The following is a 16,741-nucleotide window of genomic DNA, read 5'->3' as shown; positions in this document are numbered from 1 at the left end:
AGAGAACGCAGTGTCGGAGCAAGCACACGGTCTAGTCGCCACGATGGAGCGGCACCAGGTCGCGGTCTACGTGGCGGCGATGGCGACGGGAGCCCTGGTGGGTTGGACCGTCCCAGCCGTCGGGCCGGGTCTGGAGCATGCGATCAACCCTGTGCTCGCGGCTCTGCTGTACGTGACGTTCCTGCAGGTTCCCGCCGCCAAATTGGGCCGCTCGCTGCGGGCAGGCCGGTTCCTGTCCGCCGCACTGGTGGTCAACTTCCTCGTCGTACCACTGGTCGTCGCCGTCATGTTCGTCTTCCTGCCACCGGACCAGGCCGTGCGCATGGGCGTGCTGCTGGTGCTACTCACCCCCTGCGTCGACTATGTGATCGTGTTCAGCTCCCTGGCCGGTGGCAGCAGCCAGCGGCTCCTGGCCGCCACCCCGCTGCTGCTGCTCGCGCAGATGCTGTTCCTGCCGGGATACCTCTATCTGTTCATGGGCTCGGAGTTGACCACGATCGTCGAACCCGGGCCGTTCATCGAGGCGTTCCTCGTGCTGATCGTTATCCCGCTAACGCTGGCCTGGCTCACCCAAACCTGGGCCGCCCGCCGCCGGGTCGGCCAGAAAGCCGCCGACGCGATGGGCACGGCGATGGTGCCACTCATGGCCGCGACTCTGCTGACCGTTGTCGCCTCCCAGGTGCCGAAGCTGGGCGGCAACCTTGGCGACGTAGCGCGCGTCGTGCCCTTCTACGTGCTCTTCCTGCTCCTCATGGCCTTCATCGGACTCGCCGTCACCCGCCTATTCCGCCTGAACAGACCTGACAGCCGGGCCATCGTGTTCACCGGCGCGACGCGCAACTCCCTGGTCGTCCTTCCGCTGGCCCTGGCGCTGCCGGACAGGCTCGCCATCGCCGCGGTCGTCGTGGTCACCCAGACCCTCGTCGAGGTCATAGGCATGGTGATCTACGTCAAAGCGATCCCCCTGCTCCTGCCCGCCCGCTAACGACCGACGTCATCCACGGCAGCGGAACCTCGTTCTTGTCGGGACAGCAAAGTGACAGCCGAATAGACGAATCGTGGCCCTGACCAGGCACGGATAAGGTCCTACCGGATCAGGGCCACGAGAGGTGGGAGGTCAGCGCGCGGCGGCGCCGACCTCGGCGGCGTATCCGCCGCCTGTGGCGATGAGTGCAGCGTTGGTCGCTTCGTGTTCGGCGAGCCAGCGTTCGGCGTCGATGGCCGCCGCGCAACCGGAGCCAGCCGCGGTGATGGCCTGGCGGTAGGTCTTGTCCACCAGATCCCCCGCTGCGAAGACGCCGGGGATTCCGGTGTGCGTGGTGGGCTGTTGCACGAGGACGTAGTTCTCGTCGTCGACGTCGAGTTGGTCGCGGACCAGTTCGCTGCGGGGGTCGTGTCCGATCGCGACGAACATGCCGCTGACCGGAAGCTCGGATTCGGCACCGGTGACGGTGTCCTGCAGCTTCAACCCGGTGACCGCGGTGTCGCCGACGACTTCGGTGACCACGGCGTTGGTGCGCCACTTGATCTTCTCGTTCGCGCGGGCGCGTTCCAGCATGATCTTGGAGGCACGGAACTCCTCGCGACGGTGGATGATCGTGACCGAGCGGGCAAAGCGGGTGAGGAAGGTCGCTTCCTCCATCGCCGAGTCCCCGCCGCCGACGACGGCGATGTCCTGGTCGCGGAAGAAGAACCCGTCGCAGGTGGCGCAGGAAGACACACCGCGCCCGAGCAGGCGTTCCTCGCCGGGCACTCCGACGTAGCGGGCGGCGGCGCCCATCGCGAGGACGATGGCCTTGGCCCGGTACTCGACGCCGTTGGCGAGGACCGTTTTCGTCTCGCCGCTGAGGTCGATCTTTTCGACGTCCTCGGTTCGTAGTTCGGCACCGAAGCGCTGGGCTTGGTTGCGCATCTGTTCCATGAGGTCGGGACCCATGATGCCGTCGCGGAAGCCGGGATAGTTCTCGACCTCGGTGGTGGTCATCAGCGCGCCACCGAACTGGGTGCCCTCGAACACGAGCGGTTCGAGTTCGGCCCGAGCGGCGTACACGGCGGCGGTGTATCCGGCGGGGCCGGAGCCGACGATGATCAGGTTGCGGATCTCGCTCGTCACCGCGCGGCCTCCGGTGCCAGTTCGGCGAGCAGGCTGGTGACGCGGCGGTCGATCTCGTCGCGGATGCCGCGGACTTCCTCGACCGACTTCCCGGCGGGGTCGTCGAGTTCCCAGTCGAGGTAGCGCTTGCCGGGGAAGACCGGGCAGGCATCCCCGCAGCCCATCGTGATCACAACGTCGGCGGCCTCGACCGCCTCGGTCGTCAGGGGCTTGGGGAACTCCTGGGACAGGTCGAGGTCGAGTTCGGCCATCGCGAGCACCACCGCCGGGTTGATCGTCTCGGCCGGGGCAGAGCCGGCGGAACGGACGGTGACCCGGCCTTGGGCGCGGTGGTGCAGCAGCGCGGCGGCCATCTGGGATCGGCCTGCATTGTGCACGCAGACGAACAGCACTTCGGGGGTCGAGGACACGAGGGCTCCTTGGTTCTTGGCGATCGAGGTGAGGCGTTCGCGGGCGAAACGCGTCGCGAGGGTCGCGAGGTGGGTGTGCACCCGGGCGGTGGCATTGAGCTGTGCGTAGGTCTCGTCCACGACCGCGCGGATCGTCTCCGGGCCGAAGATTCCGCGGAACTGGGGTTGCAGGTCGGCGGTGGCGCGGTCGAGGAGTTCGGTGACGTGGACATGGTCAGCCGCCTGGAGTTCGGTAGGGCGAGTCTTGGCTCGGGGCTTGCTTGGCTGGGGTCAGGTCTCCTATCGAGTGCTGTTGATGGGACGTCGCGCTCGGCTCAGGCGCAGGGGCGGCGGATGGCCTGGGCGTGGTGTGCCTGCGCGGTGAGGTTCGCGATGCCGACGGTGAGCAGGCTCAGCGCGTCCGGGCGCAGCCGGTAGTAGGTGTACCGCCCCCGCGGCTCGGCGGCGACGAAGCCAGCTTCGCGGAGAACGCGCAGGTGGTGGCTGATGGTGGATTGCCGTGCTCCGGTGTCGTCCACCAGGTGGCAGGTGCACATCTGCTCGCGGGCGAGCAGGCGCACGATCTCCGCGCGGAGCGGGTCCCCGAAGAGCTTCACCACAGCCTCGGCAAGGTCGGGTTGCGCCTCCACAGCCTGCCCGGGAGCCTCTTCTTCGCCAGCCCCAGCAACGGGTGACATCAACATAGTTCGATGAAAGCACCGGACGACGTGTCCCGTCAAGCAACGGATACGAGGGTTCACAATCGCTATGAGCTGCACTTTTATTCGATTTCCTGCATTGCACAGAAGCCCGAGAGGTCGTGGTCACATCAGCTTGGTTTGATTCATCAGCCTCGATCGATGTAGCGTCGGCTGGGTAGTACTCCCAGCGGGAAGGGGTCCGTGATGGCGTCTGTCGAGATTTATGACCCGGCGATGTGCTGTTCGACCGGGGTGTGTGGCCCATCGGTGGACCCGGCGTTGACGCAGTTCGCCGCTGACGTGGAGTGGCTGGGCTCCGCGGGCGTGGACGTCCATCGGTTCGGGCTGTCCTCCGAGCCCGGCAAGTTCGTGGAGAACGGCGAGGTCGGCGCGTTGCTGAAGGACAAGGGCGAAGAAGCCCTGCCTGCCGTGTTCGTCGACGGTGCACTGCGCACCTCCGGGCGGTATCCGACCCGGGTGGAACTGGCCGAGTGGACGGGTATGGCCACCGAGCGCCCTGGCCTGCCGGTGATCGAGCAGGCCGAGCCCGGCAGTGGTTGCTGCGGCGGCGGGGAGTGCTGAGCGTGGGCACGGTGCCCGCCGATCAGGTCCTCGGCGGTCTGCTCCGGGTGCGCACGCCGTTCGTGTTCTTCACCGGTAAGGGCGGCGTGGGCAAGACGTCGACGGCGTCGGCGACGGCGATCGGACTGGCCGATGCCGGGCGCAGCGTGCTGGTGGTCAGCACCGACCCCGCCTCCAACCTCGACGAGGTCCTGGAGACCACCGCGGGACGGGACCCGCGGCCGGTACCCGGGGTGACCGGGTTGTTCGTGATGAACCTCGATCCAAGCGAGGCGGCGGCCCAGTACCGGGAGAAGGTCCTCGGCCCGTACCGGGACAGCCTGCCCGCCTCGGCGGTGGAACAGATCGAAGAACAGCTCTCTGGCGCCTGCACGGTCGAGATCGCGGCATTCAACGAGTTCGTCGCGTTGCTGACCAACCCCGAGATCCGCGAGCGATTCGACCACGTGGTCTTCGACACCGCACCCACCGGACACACGCTGCGCCTGCTGAGCCTGCCCAGCGCGTGGTCGGACTTCCTGGCCACCAACCCCGGCGACGCTTCGTGTATCGGCCCGCTCGCGGAGATGGGCGCGCAGCAGCAGCGCTACACCGAGGCGATGCACGCCCTGGCCGACGCTGATCAGACCACGCTGGTCCTGGTGACCCGCCCCGACCAAGGGGCGCTCGCGGAGGCCGGGCGAGCGTCGGCCGAACTGCGGGAACTGGGCGTCGGCAACCAGCGGTTGATCGTCAACGGCGTGTTCACCGCCACCCGCGACGACCCTCTAGCGCAGGCGTGGCAGCAGCGCGCTCAGGACGCACTGGAGCAGATGCCCGAGTCGTTGGCAGAGGTCACCGAGATCGAGTCCGTGCCCTTGCTGCCGGAGCTGCCGCTGGGCGTGCGGAACCTACGCGCCATGCTCCGCCCCACACTGCCAGCGCAATCGGACTCAACAGCGGATGCCGCGTTGCCCGCCGGGGTAGCGACCCACGTGCGGGATCTGATCGACGAGGTCGCCGCCCACGGCCGCGGTCTGGTGATGGCACTCGGCAAGGGCGGCGTCGGCAAGACCACGGTCGCCTCCTCGGTCGCCGTGGGACTCGCTCGGCGGGGGCTTCCGGTCACGCTGACCACGACCGACCCGGCCGCGCACCTGGACGCCTCGCTGAGCGACGGTCTTGGTGACCTGGAGGTCACGCGCATCGACCCGGTGGCCGAGACGGCGGCGTATACCGAGGCGGTGCTCGCCGAGGCCGGCGCAAACCTGGATGAGCAGGGCCGGGCTTTGCTGGTGGAGGACCTACGGTCGCCGTGCACCGAGGAGATCGCCGTCTTCCACGCCTTCGCCCGCACCGTGGCCGCCGCCCAGGACCGGATCGTCGTGGTCGATACCGCCCCGACCGGGCACACGCTGTTGCTGCTGGATGCCTCGCGTAGCTACCAGCGCCAGTTGTCCCAGCAGTCCGGCCAGGCGCCACCGCCCGAGGCCGTGGAACTGCTCGATCGGCTGACTGACCCGGATTACACCCGTGTCGTGCTGGTGACCCTGCCGGAGGCAACCCCAGTGCATGAGGCCGCCGCGCTACAGGGGGATCTCGCTCGGGCGGGCATCAAGCCGTTCGCCTGGGTGGTCAACCAGAGCTTGGCCGCGGCCTCGCCGGTCGACCCGTTGCTGGTGGCCCGGGCCGCCTCCGAACGCCGCTATCTCGCCGAGGTCGCCACCGACCACGCCGAGCGCACCGCCGTGCTGCCGTGGCGCGCGACGACACCGGTCGGTGCCGAGCAACTGGCACTTCTCGCGAACGGCGAGCACTAACCCGACTGGTGGCCGGTAGCCGGCCGGCACCGATTCTGACTCACGCTCGACAGGAGAGACGACGACGCCATGACTGTGGCAGCCATTCTGATCTTCCTCGCCACGCTCACCTTGGTGATCTGGCAACCCAAGGGTCTGGGCATCGGCTGGAGCGCGCTCGGCGGCGCGGTGGTGGCCCTGGCGACCACGGTGGTGCACCTGTCCGACGTGCCCACCGTGGTCGGCATCGTCTGGAACGCCACGCTCGCCTTTGTTGCCGTGATCATCATTTCGCTGATCCTCGACGAGTGCGGCTTCTTCGAGTGGGCCGCCCTGCATGTGGCCCGGTGGGGACGCGGGCACGGGCGTGCATTGTTCGTGTTGATCGTGCTGCTCGGGGCCGCGATCGCCGCGGTGTTCGCCAACGACGGCGCCGCGCTGATCCTGACCCCGATCGTCATGCAGATCATGCTCGCGCTGCGGTTCTCCCCGAAGGCATCGCTGGGCTTCGTCATGGCCACCGGGTTCATCGCCGACACCGGCAGTCTGCCGCTGGTCGTGTCCAACCTGGTCAACATCGTCTCCGCCGACTTCTTCCACATCGACTTCGCCCGATTCGCCGCGGTCATGGTCCCGGTCGGCCTCGTCTCCGTGGCCGCCAGCCTGGGCGTGCTCCTGCTGTACTTCCGCCGCTCCATCCCCAAGACCTACGACGTCACCGCCCTGCGCCAGCCAGCCGAGGCCATCAGCGACCAACTGACCTTCCGCACCGGATGGATCGTGCTCGCACTGCTGCTGATCGGCTACTTCGGCGCCGACCCCATCGGCGTGCCGCTGTCGGTCGTGGCCGGAGCCGGCGCGCTGATCCTCATCGCGGTCGCCGCCCGCAAGCCCGCCTTCGCCTTTCCCCTGTCCGTGCGTCAGCCGCTACCCGCGACCGTGGGCGCAGGAGGCGCGGGGAACAGCGAGCAGCACCCTGTGGGCGATCCGCGCAACACCGCCGACGCGGGCGATCTCGCCGCAGCCCCGGCCACGCCCGACGACGCCCGTCCCACCGGGCCGCGCCGCATCCCGGTCGGCAAGGTCATCCGGGAAGCGCCCTGGCAGATCGTGCTGTTTTCCATCGGCATGTACCTGGTCGTCTACGGCCTGCGCAACCAGGGGCTCACCGGTGAGTTGGCCAAGCTGTTCGGGTTCTTCGCCGACCACGGTGTCCTCGCCGCCGCACTCGGCACCGGTGTCGTGGTGGCGGTGCTGTCGTCGATCATGAACAACATGCCCACGGTGCTCATCGCCGCGCTGGCCATCGGCGCCGTCGGGGCGACCGGGCTCACCCACGAGGCGATGGTCTACGCCAACGTCATCGGCTCCGATCTCGGCCCCAAGATCACCCCGATCGGCAGCCTGGCCACCCTGCTGTGGCTGCACGTGCTCGACCGCAAGGGAATGCACATCGGCTGGGGGCGCTACTTCCGCACCGGCATCGTCCTCACCATCCCCGTCCTGCTCGTCACACTCGCCGCACTGGCCGGGTGGCTCACCATCATCGGAACCTAAACCCGGAGTACCGGGCCGACACGGTCCTCACAGGAGCACGGAAGGAGAACCGTCATGCACTGCTTCGACTGCGCAGAGCACAACGTCGAACGGCCAGCCGTGGGGACCTGTATGGACTGCGGGGCGGGCGTGTGCGCCGAACACGCCCGCCCCGAACGACGCTCCGTCACCTGCCGTGTGGTCGGTCTGACCGTCGTGAACCAACCGGCGCGAGTGGCAGCTCGTATCCTGCGCTGCGCCTCCTGCATCCAGGTCCGCACCACCGTCGCAGCCTGCGAGAAACAGGACGGCCGGAACTGCTAACAACCCGTGCCGGCGTTCGACGCCACGTGCCGAAACGGAGGTAGGACATGGCCGAGGTAGCGGACGTGGTCGTGATCGGCGGAGGTCAAGCCGGTTTGGCCGCCGGCTACTTCCTGCGCCGAGCCCGCCTGAACTTCGCCATCCTGGACGCACAAGATCAGCCGGGAGGGGCGTGGCGACACGGCTGGGACTCGCTGCGGCTGTTCTCCCCGGCCGAGTACAGTCCGCTGCCCGGCTGGTGGATGCCCCGCCAAGACGGCGAAACCTTCCCCACCGCCGACCACGTCGTCGGCTACCTCCGCGACTACGAGCAGCGATACGAGTTGCCCGTGCACCGCCCCGTCCACGTGCGTGGCGTCCACGACGCGGGGGCGTGGCTGGCCGTCGACACCGACCACGGGACCTGGCGCACCTCGATCGTCATCAGCGCAACCGGCACCTGGGACACGCCGTACCTGCCCGTCTACCCGGGCAGTGACGAGTTCTCGGGAGAACAACTGCACACCGTCGCCTACCGCTCGCCGCAGCGGTTCCGCGGCCAGCGCGTGGTGGTCGTGGGAGGCGGCAATTCCGCAGCACAGATCCTGGCCGAGGTCTCCACGGTCGCCGACACGACCTGGGTCACCCAGCGTCCACCCCGGTTCATGCCCGATGACGTGGACGGCCGTGTCCTGTTCGACGTGGCCACCCGGCGCGAAGCCGCCCGCCGGGCCGGCACGGACAGCAACGGTGTCTCCGGACTCGGCGACATCGTGATGGTGCCCAGCGTGCGCGAGGCACGTGATCGCGGCGTGCTGCACGCCCTCCCGATGTTCGACTGCCTCACTCGCAACGGCGTGGCCTGGAACGATGGCACCGAACAGTCCTGTGACGTGATCATCTGGTGCACCGGGTTCCACCCCACCTTGCGCCATCTCGAACCGTTGGGATTGAGCTACGAGAATGGCGTGCCGAAAGCCGTAGGCACGCGGTCGGTCGACGAGTCGCGCCTGTACCTGCTGGGGTACGGGGACTGGACCGGTTTCGCTTCGGCCACCCTGATCGGAGCCGGCCGCGCCGCGAAGTCGACTGTCACCGAGATCGCCGATCGCCTGCACTCGCACAAAACGGCGGAGTGACGCTAGACCGGCCTCGCACAGCGTCAACCCAACAGATCCGATCTCCTGGACCGCGAGCTGTCTCCCAGCACCGGATGGACCTGGTTCTACTCGCAGCAAGCGTCGTGATGAGTGACCGCCAAGGATGCCCACCGCACCGTACACATGCGACGGACAATGGCGTCGACGCTGTGCTGGGATCGTTGGTGTGCCAAAGAGATGCGGTGGTGCCCGTCTTCGACGAAGTACAGCTCGCCCAGTTGGATCAGGCGTATGGGATTCCATCCCTGCCCGTCGCTATGGCTCCGGGCAAGCCGGTCGCGACGTGCCCGGATCTCCGGCGTCAACGGCCGGAAAGTGCGATCGAAGTCGTGCGGGCGTGCGACCGTTCCCGCGATTCTGGCGAGAGAAACCACATCTGGCTTGCTGTGCTTCTCGTTGCAGGCGGCGTCGGGATCGTGCCCGAAGACGGCGAGGGCGTCCGCGAGCACCAGCAGCCGAGGTTTCGCCCGCGGGCGAAACCTCGGCAAGGCCGCTGTGAGCGCACGAATCCAAGACATCGCCAGAGCCCCTTCCGAGATCGGTCACGTCAACACGCCCCCAGTCTGATCAGGTGCGGGTGCGGAGGAGTCGTGCGGTGACGTAGCGGGCGTCGCGGCCGACGCCGCGCAGGGTGGCGGAGGCGAAGCTGCGCTGCCATTCCAAGCCGACATAGCCCAGTCCCGGCACGGTGCTCGACAGCCCGTGCTTCTGGGGTGGAAGGCCGTCGTCGGTCAGCGCGCCGGTTCCGTCGAGATAGGACAGTTCGGGGTGGTAGCCGGTGGCCAGCAAAATCGTGTCGACGTGTTCGCGGTTGCCGTCCGGCCAGGTGATCTGGGAACCGTCGATGGCGGCGAACATCCGCCGCTGGTCCGGGTTGCCCGCGTCGATCGCCTGGCAGTAGCGGCCGTCGTCGTTGACCGGCATCGGCGGCGGGTTGCGCACCAGGTGTCCGATCGGCAGGTGGTCGAATCCGCTGGCCACGGACCAGAAGTGCACGTCCCGGCCCAGGATGCGTTGTGGTGCGAACTTGATCGGGTGCCGGGTGGCCAGCGTGACCTGGGCTTGCTTGGCGAGTTCGGCGCCGATCTGCACGGCCGAGTTCGCCGCTCCCACCACGACGATCCGCTGCCCGGCGAACCCGGCGGGTTCGCGGTAATCGGCGGCGTGCAGCACGGTACCGGTGAACGCATCCAGTCCCGGCAGGTTCGGCCGGTAGGGACGCCCGAACGCTCCGCTCGCGGCGATCACAACGGGTGCGGTCACCGTCTCACCGTTGTGCACCTCGACCACGAAACGCGGGCCGTCGCGGTGAACGCGTTCGACGCGGTGATCGGTGCGGATGTCGGCGTCGAGGTTCTTCGCGTAGCGGCGCAGGTAGTCGATGACCTCGTCGCGGTGCGGGTAGTGCCACGGGTCACCGGGGAAGGCCATGCCGGGCAGGGCGCTGTAGCGGGCCGGGGAGAACAGGGCGAGGCTGTCGTAGTACTTCGGCCACGACCCCACCGGTTCGGGACCAGCTTCCAGCAGCACCGGCGCACGGCCGGCCCGCCGGAGGGCGTGGGCGGCGGCCAGTCCGGACTGCCCACCGCCGATCACCAAGGCGTCGACATCGGTCACGAGACGTTCCTTCCACGAGTTGTGCTGAGGGAGAGCAAGGCGGCGGCAAGGGTGACCGCGCCCAGGACGAGGAAAGTGGTGGCGTAGCCGCCGAGCAGGCCGGCCAGCGCGGCTCCGGCGAACGGGGCCAGCGCCATCGTGATCGTCAACGGTGCGGACAGCAGGCCGCTGAGCTGCCCGTAGTACCGGGCTCCCCACCTGTCGGTCACGGCGGTGGCCTGCAGCAGTGTGAACACGCCGCGCGCCATGCCCGCGGCGATCGCGGCGACGATCAACGCGGCCACCGAGGTGAGCACCCCGAGCAGCGCCGTGGTCAGCGCCATCGCCACGAGGATCAGCGCGGTGCGCGTCCGCACGGTGGTGCGCCGGGCCAGCGTGGTGTAGCCGAGCCGTCCCAGCACCTGACCGGCGCCGCCGAGGCCCAACGCGACCGAGGCGGTACCGATGCCGATGCCGCGTTCGGCCAGCAACGGCACCAGGTTGATCACGACCGCGAAGGTGGCGAACGCAGCCACGCTCAACGCGACGGTCAACACGACGAACACCGGGCTCCGGGCGACCTGCCGCGGGTCAGCCTCCTCGTGTCGGGATTCGGCCACCGGGCGTTCCGGCCACGGCAGGGCGAGACCGAACCAGTGCCCGGGAATCGTGACCGCCGCGAGGATGCCGGCCAGCACGAGGTAGGTCGCCCGCCAGTCCAGAACGGCGGCGAGTGCGGCGGTCAGCGGGGCGAACACGGTGCTGGCCAGCCCCGCGGCCAAGGTCAGGATCGTCAGCGCGCGGACGCGGTCGGGTCCGTGCCACCGGGTCAGCGCGGCGAATGCCGGCGGATACAGCACCGCTCCCATCGCCACCCCAGCCAGCAGCCACGCGGAGAGGAACCACGCCAGGTTCTGCGCGGTGGCCACCGCCACGAGGGCGGGCACGGCCAGCGCCGAGCGAACGGCTGTTCTTCAACTGGTTCCTCAGCGGTACCGACAACCAGGACCACGCCGTAGTCGACGAGGAGTTCGCGCAAGCGCTCCACACCGGTTCCGGCCTGTGCGAAGCCCTCTGCGGGCACCTCGTTGTACCGCGGTCGCTCACTGTGCCGCCGGGGCCGCGCTGCACCCGATGCCTGCTCTTCGTGAGAGCCCGCGCCACCCTGTCCGACCCCGATTTTCGGATGGCGGACCGCCCCCGCCGCCGCCATCGCGCGCCGACTTTCCTTCGTCGGCTGTTCCGCCGCCCTGTCCGATCTGCCGCCTGCACGGCTGTCCCCCGGGCGGATCGGGCAGGACCAGACCGCGGCGGCCCCGCCGCTGAAACCCCTCCTCCCGGCGGGGCCGCCGCGCACCACCCCCGACCTCGGACTCCGCAACAGACGTCCTCCACCGCCGTAGGGCGCCTTAAGCACGGAACGGAGTAACGACATGGCGACCCCGACCTCCGCCGCAGCCCGATCCGACATCGATAAGCCCGACCTCGCCACCGAGGCGAACTACTTCTCCGAACGCATGGGCTGGCCCGTCAGCATCGATGTCACAAACCAGCGCCTTGTCGTGCGCACCGGAGATGTACTCGATGCGTTCCGCGTCCAGCGAGCCCTGGCTGAACCGGTGGCCCTCGAACTCTCGGCCAGCTTGATGGCCGGCCCCGTGATCAGGGACAACGACGATCGTTGGTGGACCTTCATCACCGACCCCTGCCAGCGCGCAAACGTGGAGCTTGCCCACGAACTGCGCGCGGCGCACGTGCACGCGGTCCCGCCCGGCGGAGAAGTCGTGATTCCTCCGGTCACCGCACCCACGTCGTGGTGGCAGCAGCCCCAACCTGGCCGGCCCTTGCCGCCGTGGTCAGCAGTCGTCGGCGTCGCCCGCAGGGTCATCAACCGCGGCAGGTGACCCCATTTCCGTGCGATCAACACCAATGCTGGGAGCCCCGATGTCTATGACGTTTGCCGACGTCAAGCCCGATACCCCGTGCCCCACCGTGCACGGCGGATTACTTCACTACCCCCGCACCACGGTGAGCGGGCAGCCGATCACCATGCCCTTCGGTGAGAAGCGGGCGTATGGAATCCAGCAGTACGTGATGCTCTCGCTGTGCGGGGGCGGGTACTTGGTCCCGCCACGAGATGGTGAAGCCAAGGATCAGCAGCGGGTCCACGCCGCCTGCAACGAGTTGCTCCGAGGTCAGCGAGCGGCGGTCGAAGACCGCTCCTGCGGCGATCCCGTCGAACTGTCCGGTTCCGGACGGCGGCCGTGAGCGCGGCGACGTGCACCGTGGGACGGCACAACCGGACCGGACCGGACGGTCGGCCCGTCATCGGGAACCACGCGGTGTTCGGCAACGGCGTTCCGAAGCACAGCTGCGACGAACCGCTGAACGGTCCGCGGACCGAACCACTCCGTTGGAGCGTCGGAGGGGCGCTGGAGGCGTCACCGGACCTGGTCGACACACGCCCGATGCCCGTAGTCAGGACTGCGGCGCCGCCCCGGAGTCCCTGGTTCACCCCCGGACAACGGCTCCGCTCGGGAAGCGGACTTCCCGACCAGGGGCCTGCGGTTGGCACGACCCCGATCGATCCCAGCAACCCCAATGCCCTCGGCCGATTCCTCACCGCCATGCGGCGCAAGTGGGGCGAGGACGGCCACAGCCTCGACGAGCAAGAAAGGAGGTGAAACACCGTTGCTGAACTGCAATTCCTGCGGCAATCCCAACCACCTTGCGGACGAGGATCACCCGCGCAAGGACGCTGGCCCGCAGAGGTATCGGTAGAGCCGAGCTAGCCGCGCATCCGGCCAGATGAAACAGGGCTGAGCACGGCTCTACCGAGGACCGCACGCGGTCCCACGACCAGTGTGCGCGACCGCGTGCGGTCCGCAAAGCCCCGCCCAGGCGGGTGTCGACGACCCGAGTACTCGATTCGAGACGCGAAGGGATCTCCGATGGCTTTCGCCGGACACGGACCCGGTTCTCGAACGCTGCCTTGCCCACGGGTACGGAAGCCGGGTTCAACGCCCGATCAGGACATCGTGAATATGGTCGTCGAGTTCGGCGAGGTGTGCCTCGGCTTGGGCTTGCCGCAGGACTTTCCGTGCGTGTCGCAGGCGTTGAGCAGGCACCCGGCCACCGGTAGTTGCGGCCAGGTCAACGGCCTCGTGGAGGAGGGTGACGCTGGCCGCTGGGTCTCCGAGCCGCAACCTCGCCAACGCGAGGTCCGTTCCGACGATCCCGCGCTGCACCGCGTCGCGTGGCTGGGTCAACGTGGCCAGCGACCTTTCCAGACGAGCATGTGCATGATCGGCGTCTCCGACGTAGAGCGCACAGAGCCCGTCGAAGCCGTCCAGCCGGTCAGCGTTGAAGCCCGAAGAGCGCTGATCGACGGCGAGCTGTTCGACCGTGGTCCAGGCACGTTCCAGCGCCGTCAGGGCGCGGTGGGCCTGGCCAGCACGGGCGCTGACTTCGGCGTGGATGGCGTGCGCGCGAGCGCGGAGTGCGTAGCTGTCACTGCGGTGCGCTTCGGTGACGGCGGCGCGAGCGATCTGTCCGGCTGCCTCCGGGTTGCCGGTGGCGTGCAACGTGACCATCGCGTGGCTGGTGAGTACGGCAGCGCGATGACGGCGGTTGGGAAGGCGACCGGCTGTCTCCCTGGCTTCCCGGTACAGCGATTCGGCTGCCTCGTCATCTCGGGTCTCGAAGGCCAGACGTGCGGCCAGGGCAAAGGCATCGGTCGCCAGGGCCAGCACGTCGTCGTGCTGCTCGGACCGGACCATCCGCTGGCAGGTGTCGACGACGGGCGCGAGTTGCAGTTGCAGGCGCACCAGCGGGGTCGAGCCGATCTGGCTGTTGATGCCGTTGACCTGGTCCGCGAGCTGACGAACCAACGCTTCGTCGGGCATCGACGCCTGGTCTCCGTCGACCCCACCGGAGGTGGTGGCGGTGCGGGTGACGGCTTCGACGAGGTGGCGGATGCGGTGCTCGGGCGAGCCGAAATGCCGCAGAGCATCGAGCAGGGCTGCGAAGTCCGATCCCGGTCCCAGCGCGAACGTCCCGCTGGCCGTCCGGGCGTACAGGTGCGCCAGCAGGTACTGGTAGCGCTCGCCAGGACTGGTCGAATCGGTGGGGCTTTCCCAACGGGCGACGGTGCGCTGGATGCTGGCGACCCGGCGATCGGTCAGCGACGTCACCGCGAGCTGGCCGGCGGTCTCCCGCAACGCCCGTGCGAGGTCTGCCCACGACCAGCCCCGGGATTCGCGCAGGTGGCGCAGCAAGTTCGATCCGGTGACGGGATCAACGCTGGTCATGCCCACCAGTACATCATCCGTGCGCGGTCACAGGGGCACGACCAGCCGGGGTTTTCCTTGATCGGCGGCGTAGGTGAGGGTGTACCAGGTCCCGCTGGCCGGATCGGTGCCGCGCGGGAAGCCGATCACGAACTCACTGCGGTCGACCATCCATCGGTTCCTCGCATGGTAGGCAGCCGTGCCCAGCTCGGGAGCCCTCAGTTCGACGACCTCGTCCAGCCGGCCTTGATGCTTCCAGCGGGCGATCGCTTCGGCAGCGGTCGTCGGTTGATCCGCCACCGTGCAGGGCACGACCACCGTGAGCCTGGCGCTGGTGTGCTCGGCCAACCACCCCAGCGTCGCGGTGTCGATCCCGGCCGCGCCCCCAATGTAGAAGCGGACCTCGTCGGTGGCGAACGGTCGCAGGTAGGCGTCGAACAGCTCGGCCAGTTCGGCGTCGCTGACCTCGCCGGTCGTTCTCGTTCCGGTGATCGTCACGGTTCGCGGCACGTCAGCCACGCCTCCTTGCGGTTGTCATCGAATGTCATCTGTCCCGAGCCCAGCCAACCACGGTCTGATCAGTCCGCTGGTTGCGGCGTGTCCCCCGACCGCGCCGCAACCAGCACCCAACCCACACACGACCGGATCGCCACGATGAACCTACCGACCTCGATTGCACGTCTCGCCCCCGACGACGAGTGGCTGACCACCGTGACCACGCTGCTGCGCGAGGTGGCCAACGACGGGTTCACCTTCCACCTGTGCGGGAAGCCCGAACCGGTCGTGCTCGTCGCGTCGTACTACTGGGACAGCTACGTCGACCTGTTGAAGATCACCGGCCCCGACCAAGTCACGGCGGTACGTGCGGTCCGGCGCGAGAACTTCAACGTCTTCCAGCCGCCGAGCGTGGTCTGGGCGTTCGGCAACGACGCAGAGCCAACACTGCGGGCTCTGCTGAATCTGCTTCACCCCGACCACCCCGATCACCCGGACCAGCCGTTCGCTACCCCGCAGGTCATGCTCGTGCCTGAAGACGTGCAGCGGCCTGTCCGGCTGAAGCCACCCGAACCAGGGAAGGTCGGTCAACGCGAACGCCGTCTACGGCTTGCGTTGAGCAATCACACGGCCACCGGTTCCGCGCGCCCCCAGCCGGAGGTCGAGGAGAACGTCCGGCCTACGCCGCTGCAGCCGGGACGTGCCGTATGACGCCGACACTGTCCGAGGTCTTGGCGACGGTCGCCTCCGCGATGCCTGATCCGTGGTCCACGAACCACGTGGACCTGTACGAACAGGATCTCGCCCACCACTTCGATGTGGCGGAAGCAGTCGCCGTCTCCAGCGGCACCGCCGCGCTGCACTGCGCGTTGGTCGCCCTCGACATCGCTGCTGGCGACGAGGTCTTGCTGCCAGCCGCGGCCCCGCTCAGCTCGATCGCGCCAGTGCTGTATGTGGGCGCTACTCCCGTCTTCGTCGACTCCGGCGCTCGCGGCGAAAGTCTCGACATCGACGACCTTGCCTCGAAGCTGAGCGATCGCACCCGCCTCGTGGTGCCAGTGCACTTGTGGGGACGAACCGGCGACGTGGTCCGTCTCGTCGAGTACGCACGAGCGCACGGCCTCCGCGTCGTCGAGGACGCCCGTGACGCGATCGGAACTCGATTCGATGACCAGCTTGCCGGCACATTCGGAGACCTGGGATGCATCTCAACCAATGACAAGCAGGTCCTCTGGTCCGGACAAGGCGGCTTCATCCTCACCCAGGACACGACGTTGGCCGAGCGGTGCCGAGCGGCACGCTGGCACTGGCAGACGCCTCCGCGAGAACAAGCTCCGTACGGCGAGCTGGGCTACAACTACGCACTCGCCGAGCCGCTGGCCGCTATTGCCCGAGCGAACCTTGCCCGTCTAGACGATGTGCTGGAACAGCGACGAAATCAGTACCACGCCTTGGCTTCGATGCTCGCCGAAGCACCGGGACTGCGCCCCATCGAGACGGCCCGGTTCGAGGAGTGGAACGCCTCGTCCGCGCTGTTCCGCATCGACCTGTCACGTCCCCGGAAGTTTTGTGCGCACCTCTCGGCGGCAGGAGTCGTCAACTGCGTCGGCAGCTACCGGATGGTTGCGGCGGATCAGCTCGGCCTACTCGGGAGGTACGTCACCGATCCGTGCCTGCGGGCGCGCACAGCGATCGATACGACCCTCGCCATTCCCCTTAGAGCGCGTCTCGTATGGGTGTGCCTCGGGACGCCGAGGTCCAGTCGATCGGTGGAGCGCTGGCCCCGATGAGTGCCCGAG

The 16,741-nt window shown here is 68.3% G+C and carries 16 protein-coding genes and 2 pseudogenes; 10 read left to right on the top strand and 8 right to left on the bottom strand.

What is annotated here, in order from left to right; genetic code table 11:
- Positions 1 to 43: 43 nt before the first annotated feature.
- Positions 44 to 985 carry an arsenic resistance protein gene (locus SREC43747_RS0103980; RefSeq protein WP_029719856.1) on the top strand — a complete coding sequence of 314 codons (942 nt, stop codon included), beginning with the start codon at positions 44 to 46 and terminating at the stop codon, positions 983 to 985.
- 132 nt (positions 986 to 1,117) lie between these two features.
- Here SREC43747_RS0103980 and trxB read toward each other — a convergent pair whose 3' ends face one another.
- The 4 genes and pseudogenes from trxB to SREC43747_RS0103965 all read right to left on the bottom strand — a co-directional run bounded on the left by trxB (position 1,118) and on the right by SREC43747_RS0103965 (position 3,200).
- A complete protein-coding gene (trxB, locus tag SREC43747_RS0103975; RefSeq protein WP_029719855.1) occupies positions 1,118 to 2,113 on the bottom strand; it encodes a thioredoxin-disulfide reductase in 996 nt (331 codons plus the stop codon).
- Positions 2,110 to 2,523 carry an arsenate reductase ArsC gene (locus SREC43747_RS19580; protein WP_037331319.1) on the bottom strand — a complete coding sequence of 138 codons (414 nt, stop codon included), beginning with the start codon at positions 2,521 to 2,523 and terminating at the stop codon, positions 2,110 to 2,112. The genes trxB and SREC43747_RS19580 overlap by 4 nt, the downstream gene beginning before the upstream one ends.
- 30 nt (positions 2,524 to 2,553) lie before the next feature.
- Positions 2,554 to 2,709, bottom strand: a pseudogene (locus SREC43747_RS22265) (three-helix bundle dimerization domain-containing protein); the annotation flags it as partial.
- Positions 2,710 to 2,837: 128 nt separating this feature from the next.
- Entirely contained in the window at positions 2,838 to 3,200 is a 363-nt protein-coding gene (locus SREC43747_RS0103965; protein ID WP_236623009.1) for an ArsR/SmtB family transcription factor, read from the bottom strand.
- Positions 3,201 to 3,407: 207 nt separating this feature from the next.
- Between SREC43747_RS0103965 and arsD the strand changes: the two genes are divergently transcribed.
- From arsD to SREC43747_RS0103945, 5 genes are all read left to right on the top strand, one after another.
- Positions 3,408 to 3,785, top strand: coding sequence for an arsenite efflux transporter metallochaperone ArsD (gene arsD, locus SREC43747_RS0103960; protein WP_029719852.1), 378 nt, complete (start codon positions 3,408 to 3,410; stop codon positions 3,783 to 3,785).
- A 2-nt stretch (positions 3,786 to 3,787) separates the two neighbouring features.
- A complete protein-coding gene (gene arsA, locus SREC43747_RS0103955) occupies positions 3,788 to 5,584 on the top strand; it encodes an arsenical pump-driving ATPase (protein WP_236623008.1) in 1,797 nt (598 codons plus the stop codon).
- A 69-nt stretch (positions 5,585 to 5,653) separates the two neighbouring features.
- Positions 5,654 to 7,120: an arsenic transporter gene (locus SREC43747_RS0103950; RefSeq protein ID WP_029719850.1), complete on the top strand. Its 1,467-nt coding sequence runs from the start codon at positions 5,654 to 5,656 to the stop codon at positions 7,118 to 7,120.
- 54 nt (positions 7,121 to 7,174) lie between these two features.
- On the top strand, positions 7,175 to 7,423 hold the full coding sequence (locus SREC43747_RS20480; protein WP_081722412.1) for a DUF2180 family protein: 249 nt from the start codon (positions 7,175 to 7,177) through the stop codon (positions 7,421 to 7,423).
- A 47-nt stretch (positions 7,424 to 7,470) separates the two neighbouring features.
- Positions 7,471 to 8,541, top strand: coding sequence for an ArsO family NAD(P)H-dependent flavin-containing monooxygenase (locus SREC43747_RS0103945; RefSeq protein WP_029719849.1), 1,071 nt, complete (start codon positions 7,471 to 7,473; stop codon positions 8,539 to 8,541).
- A 588-nt stretch (positions 8,542 to 9,129) separates the two neighbouring features.
- On the opposite strand, the gene SREC43747_RS0103935 is transcribed toward SREC43747_RS0103945, so the two are convergent.
- Entirely contained in the window at positions 9,130 to 10,179 is a 1,050-nt protein-coding gene (locus tag SREC43747_RS0103935; protein WP_029719847.1) for a flavin-containing monooxygenase, read from the bottom strand.
- A pseudogene (locus SREC43747_RS0103930) lies at positions 10,176 to 11,117 on the bottom strand (MFS transporter); the annotation flags it as partial. The gene SREC43747_RS0103935 and the pseudogene SREC43747_RS0103930, both read right to left, overlap by 4 nt.
- 474 nt (positions 11,118 to 11,591) lie before the next feature.
- Between SREC43747_RS0103930 and SREC43747_RS0103925 the strand changes: the two are divergent.
- Both SREC43747_RS0103925 and SREC43747_RS0103920 read left to right on the top strand, forming a co-directional pair.
- The gene (locus tag SREC43747_RS0103925; RefSeq protein WP_029719845.1) at positions 11,592 to 12,062 is read left to right on the top strand and encodes a hypothetical protein; all 471 of its coding nucleotides are present in this window, start codon (positions 11,592 to 11,594) and stop codon (positions 12,060 to 12,062) included.
- Positions 12,063 to 12,102: 40 nt separating this feature from the next.
- Positions 12,103 to 12,426 carry a hypothetical protein gene (locus SREC43747_RS0103920; protein ID WP_152528308.1) on the top strand — a complete coding sequence of 108 codons (324 nt, stop codon included), beginning with the start codon at positions 12,103 to 12,105 and terminating at the stop codon, positions 12,424 to 12,426.
- 749 nt (positions 12,427 to 13,175) lie between these two features.
- Here the strand turns inward: SREC43747_RS0103920 and SREC43747_RS0103915 are convergent.
- Both SREC43747_RS0103915 and SREC43747_RS0103910 read right to left on the bottom strand, forming a co-directional pair.
- Positions 13,176 to 14,468: an NsdA family TPR-like regulatory protein gene (locus tag SREC43747_RS0103915; protein ID WP_029719843.1), complete on the bottom strand. Its 1,293-nt coding sequence runs from the start codon at positions 14,466 to 14,468 to the stop codon at positions 13,176 to 13,178.
- Positions 14,469 to 14,495: 27 nt separating this feature from the next.
- Positions 14,496 to 14,966 carry a hypothetical protein gene (locus tag SREC43747_RS0103910; RefSeq protein ID WP_037331300.1) on the bottom strand — a complete coding sequence of 157 codons (471 nt, stop codon included), beginning with the start codon at positions 14,964 to 14,966 and terminating at the stop codon, positions 14,496 to 14,498.
- A gap of 78 nt (positions 14,967 to 15,044) precedes the next feature.
- Here SREC43747_RS0103910 and SREC43747_RS0103905 point away from each other — a divergent pair, with 78 nt between their 5' ends.
- Both SREC43747_RS0103905 and SREC43747_RS0103900 read left to right on the top strand, forming a co-directional pair.
- Entirely contained in the window at positions 15,045 to 15,653 is a 609-nt protein-coding gene (locus SREC43747_RS0103905) for a hypothetical protein (protein ID WP_029719841.1), read from the top strand.
- A complete protein-coding gene (locus SREC43747_RS0103900) occupies positions 15,650 to 16,732 on the top strand; it encodes a DegT/DnrJ/EryC1/StrS family aminotransferase (RefSeq protein ID WP_051387668.1) in 1,083 nt (360 codons plus the stop codon). The genes SREC43747_RS0103905 and SREC43747_RS0103900 overlap by 4 nt, the downstream gene beginning before the upstream one ends.
- Positions 16,733 to 16,741: the final 9 nt, after the last annotated feature.

This window comes from Saccharopolyspora rectivirgula DSM 43747 (genome assembly GCF_000497205.1).
GTDB lineage: Bacteria > Actinomycetota > Actinomycetes > Mycobacteriales > Pseudonocardiaceae > Saccharopolyspora > Saccharopolyspora rectivirgula.
Note: the sequence above shows the minus strand (reverse complement) of the source record. Positions and strands in the feature narration are given on the sequence as shown.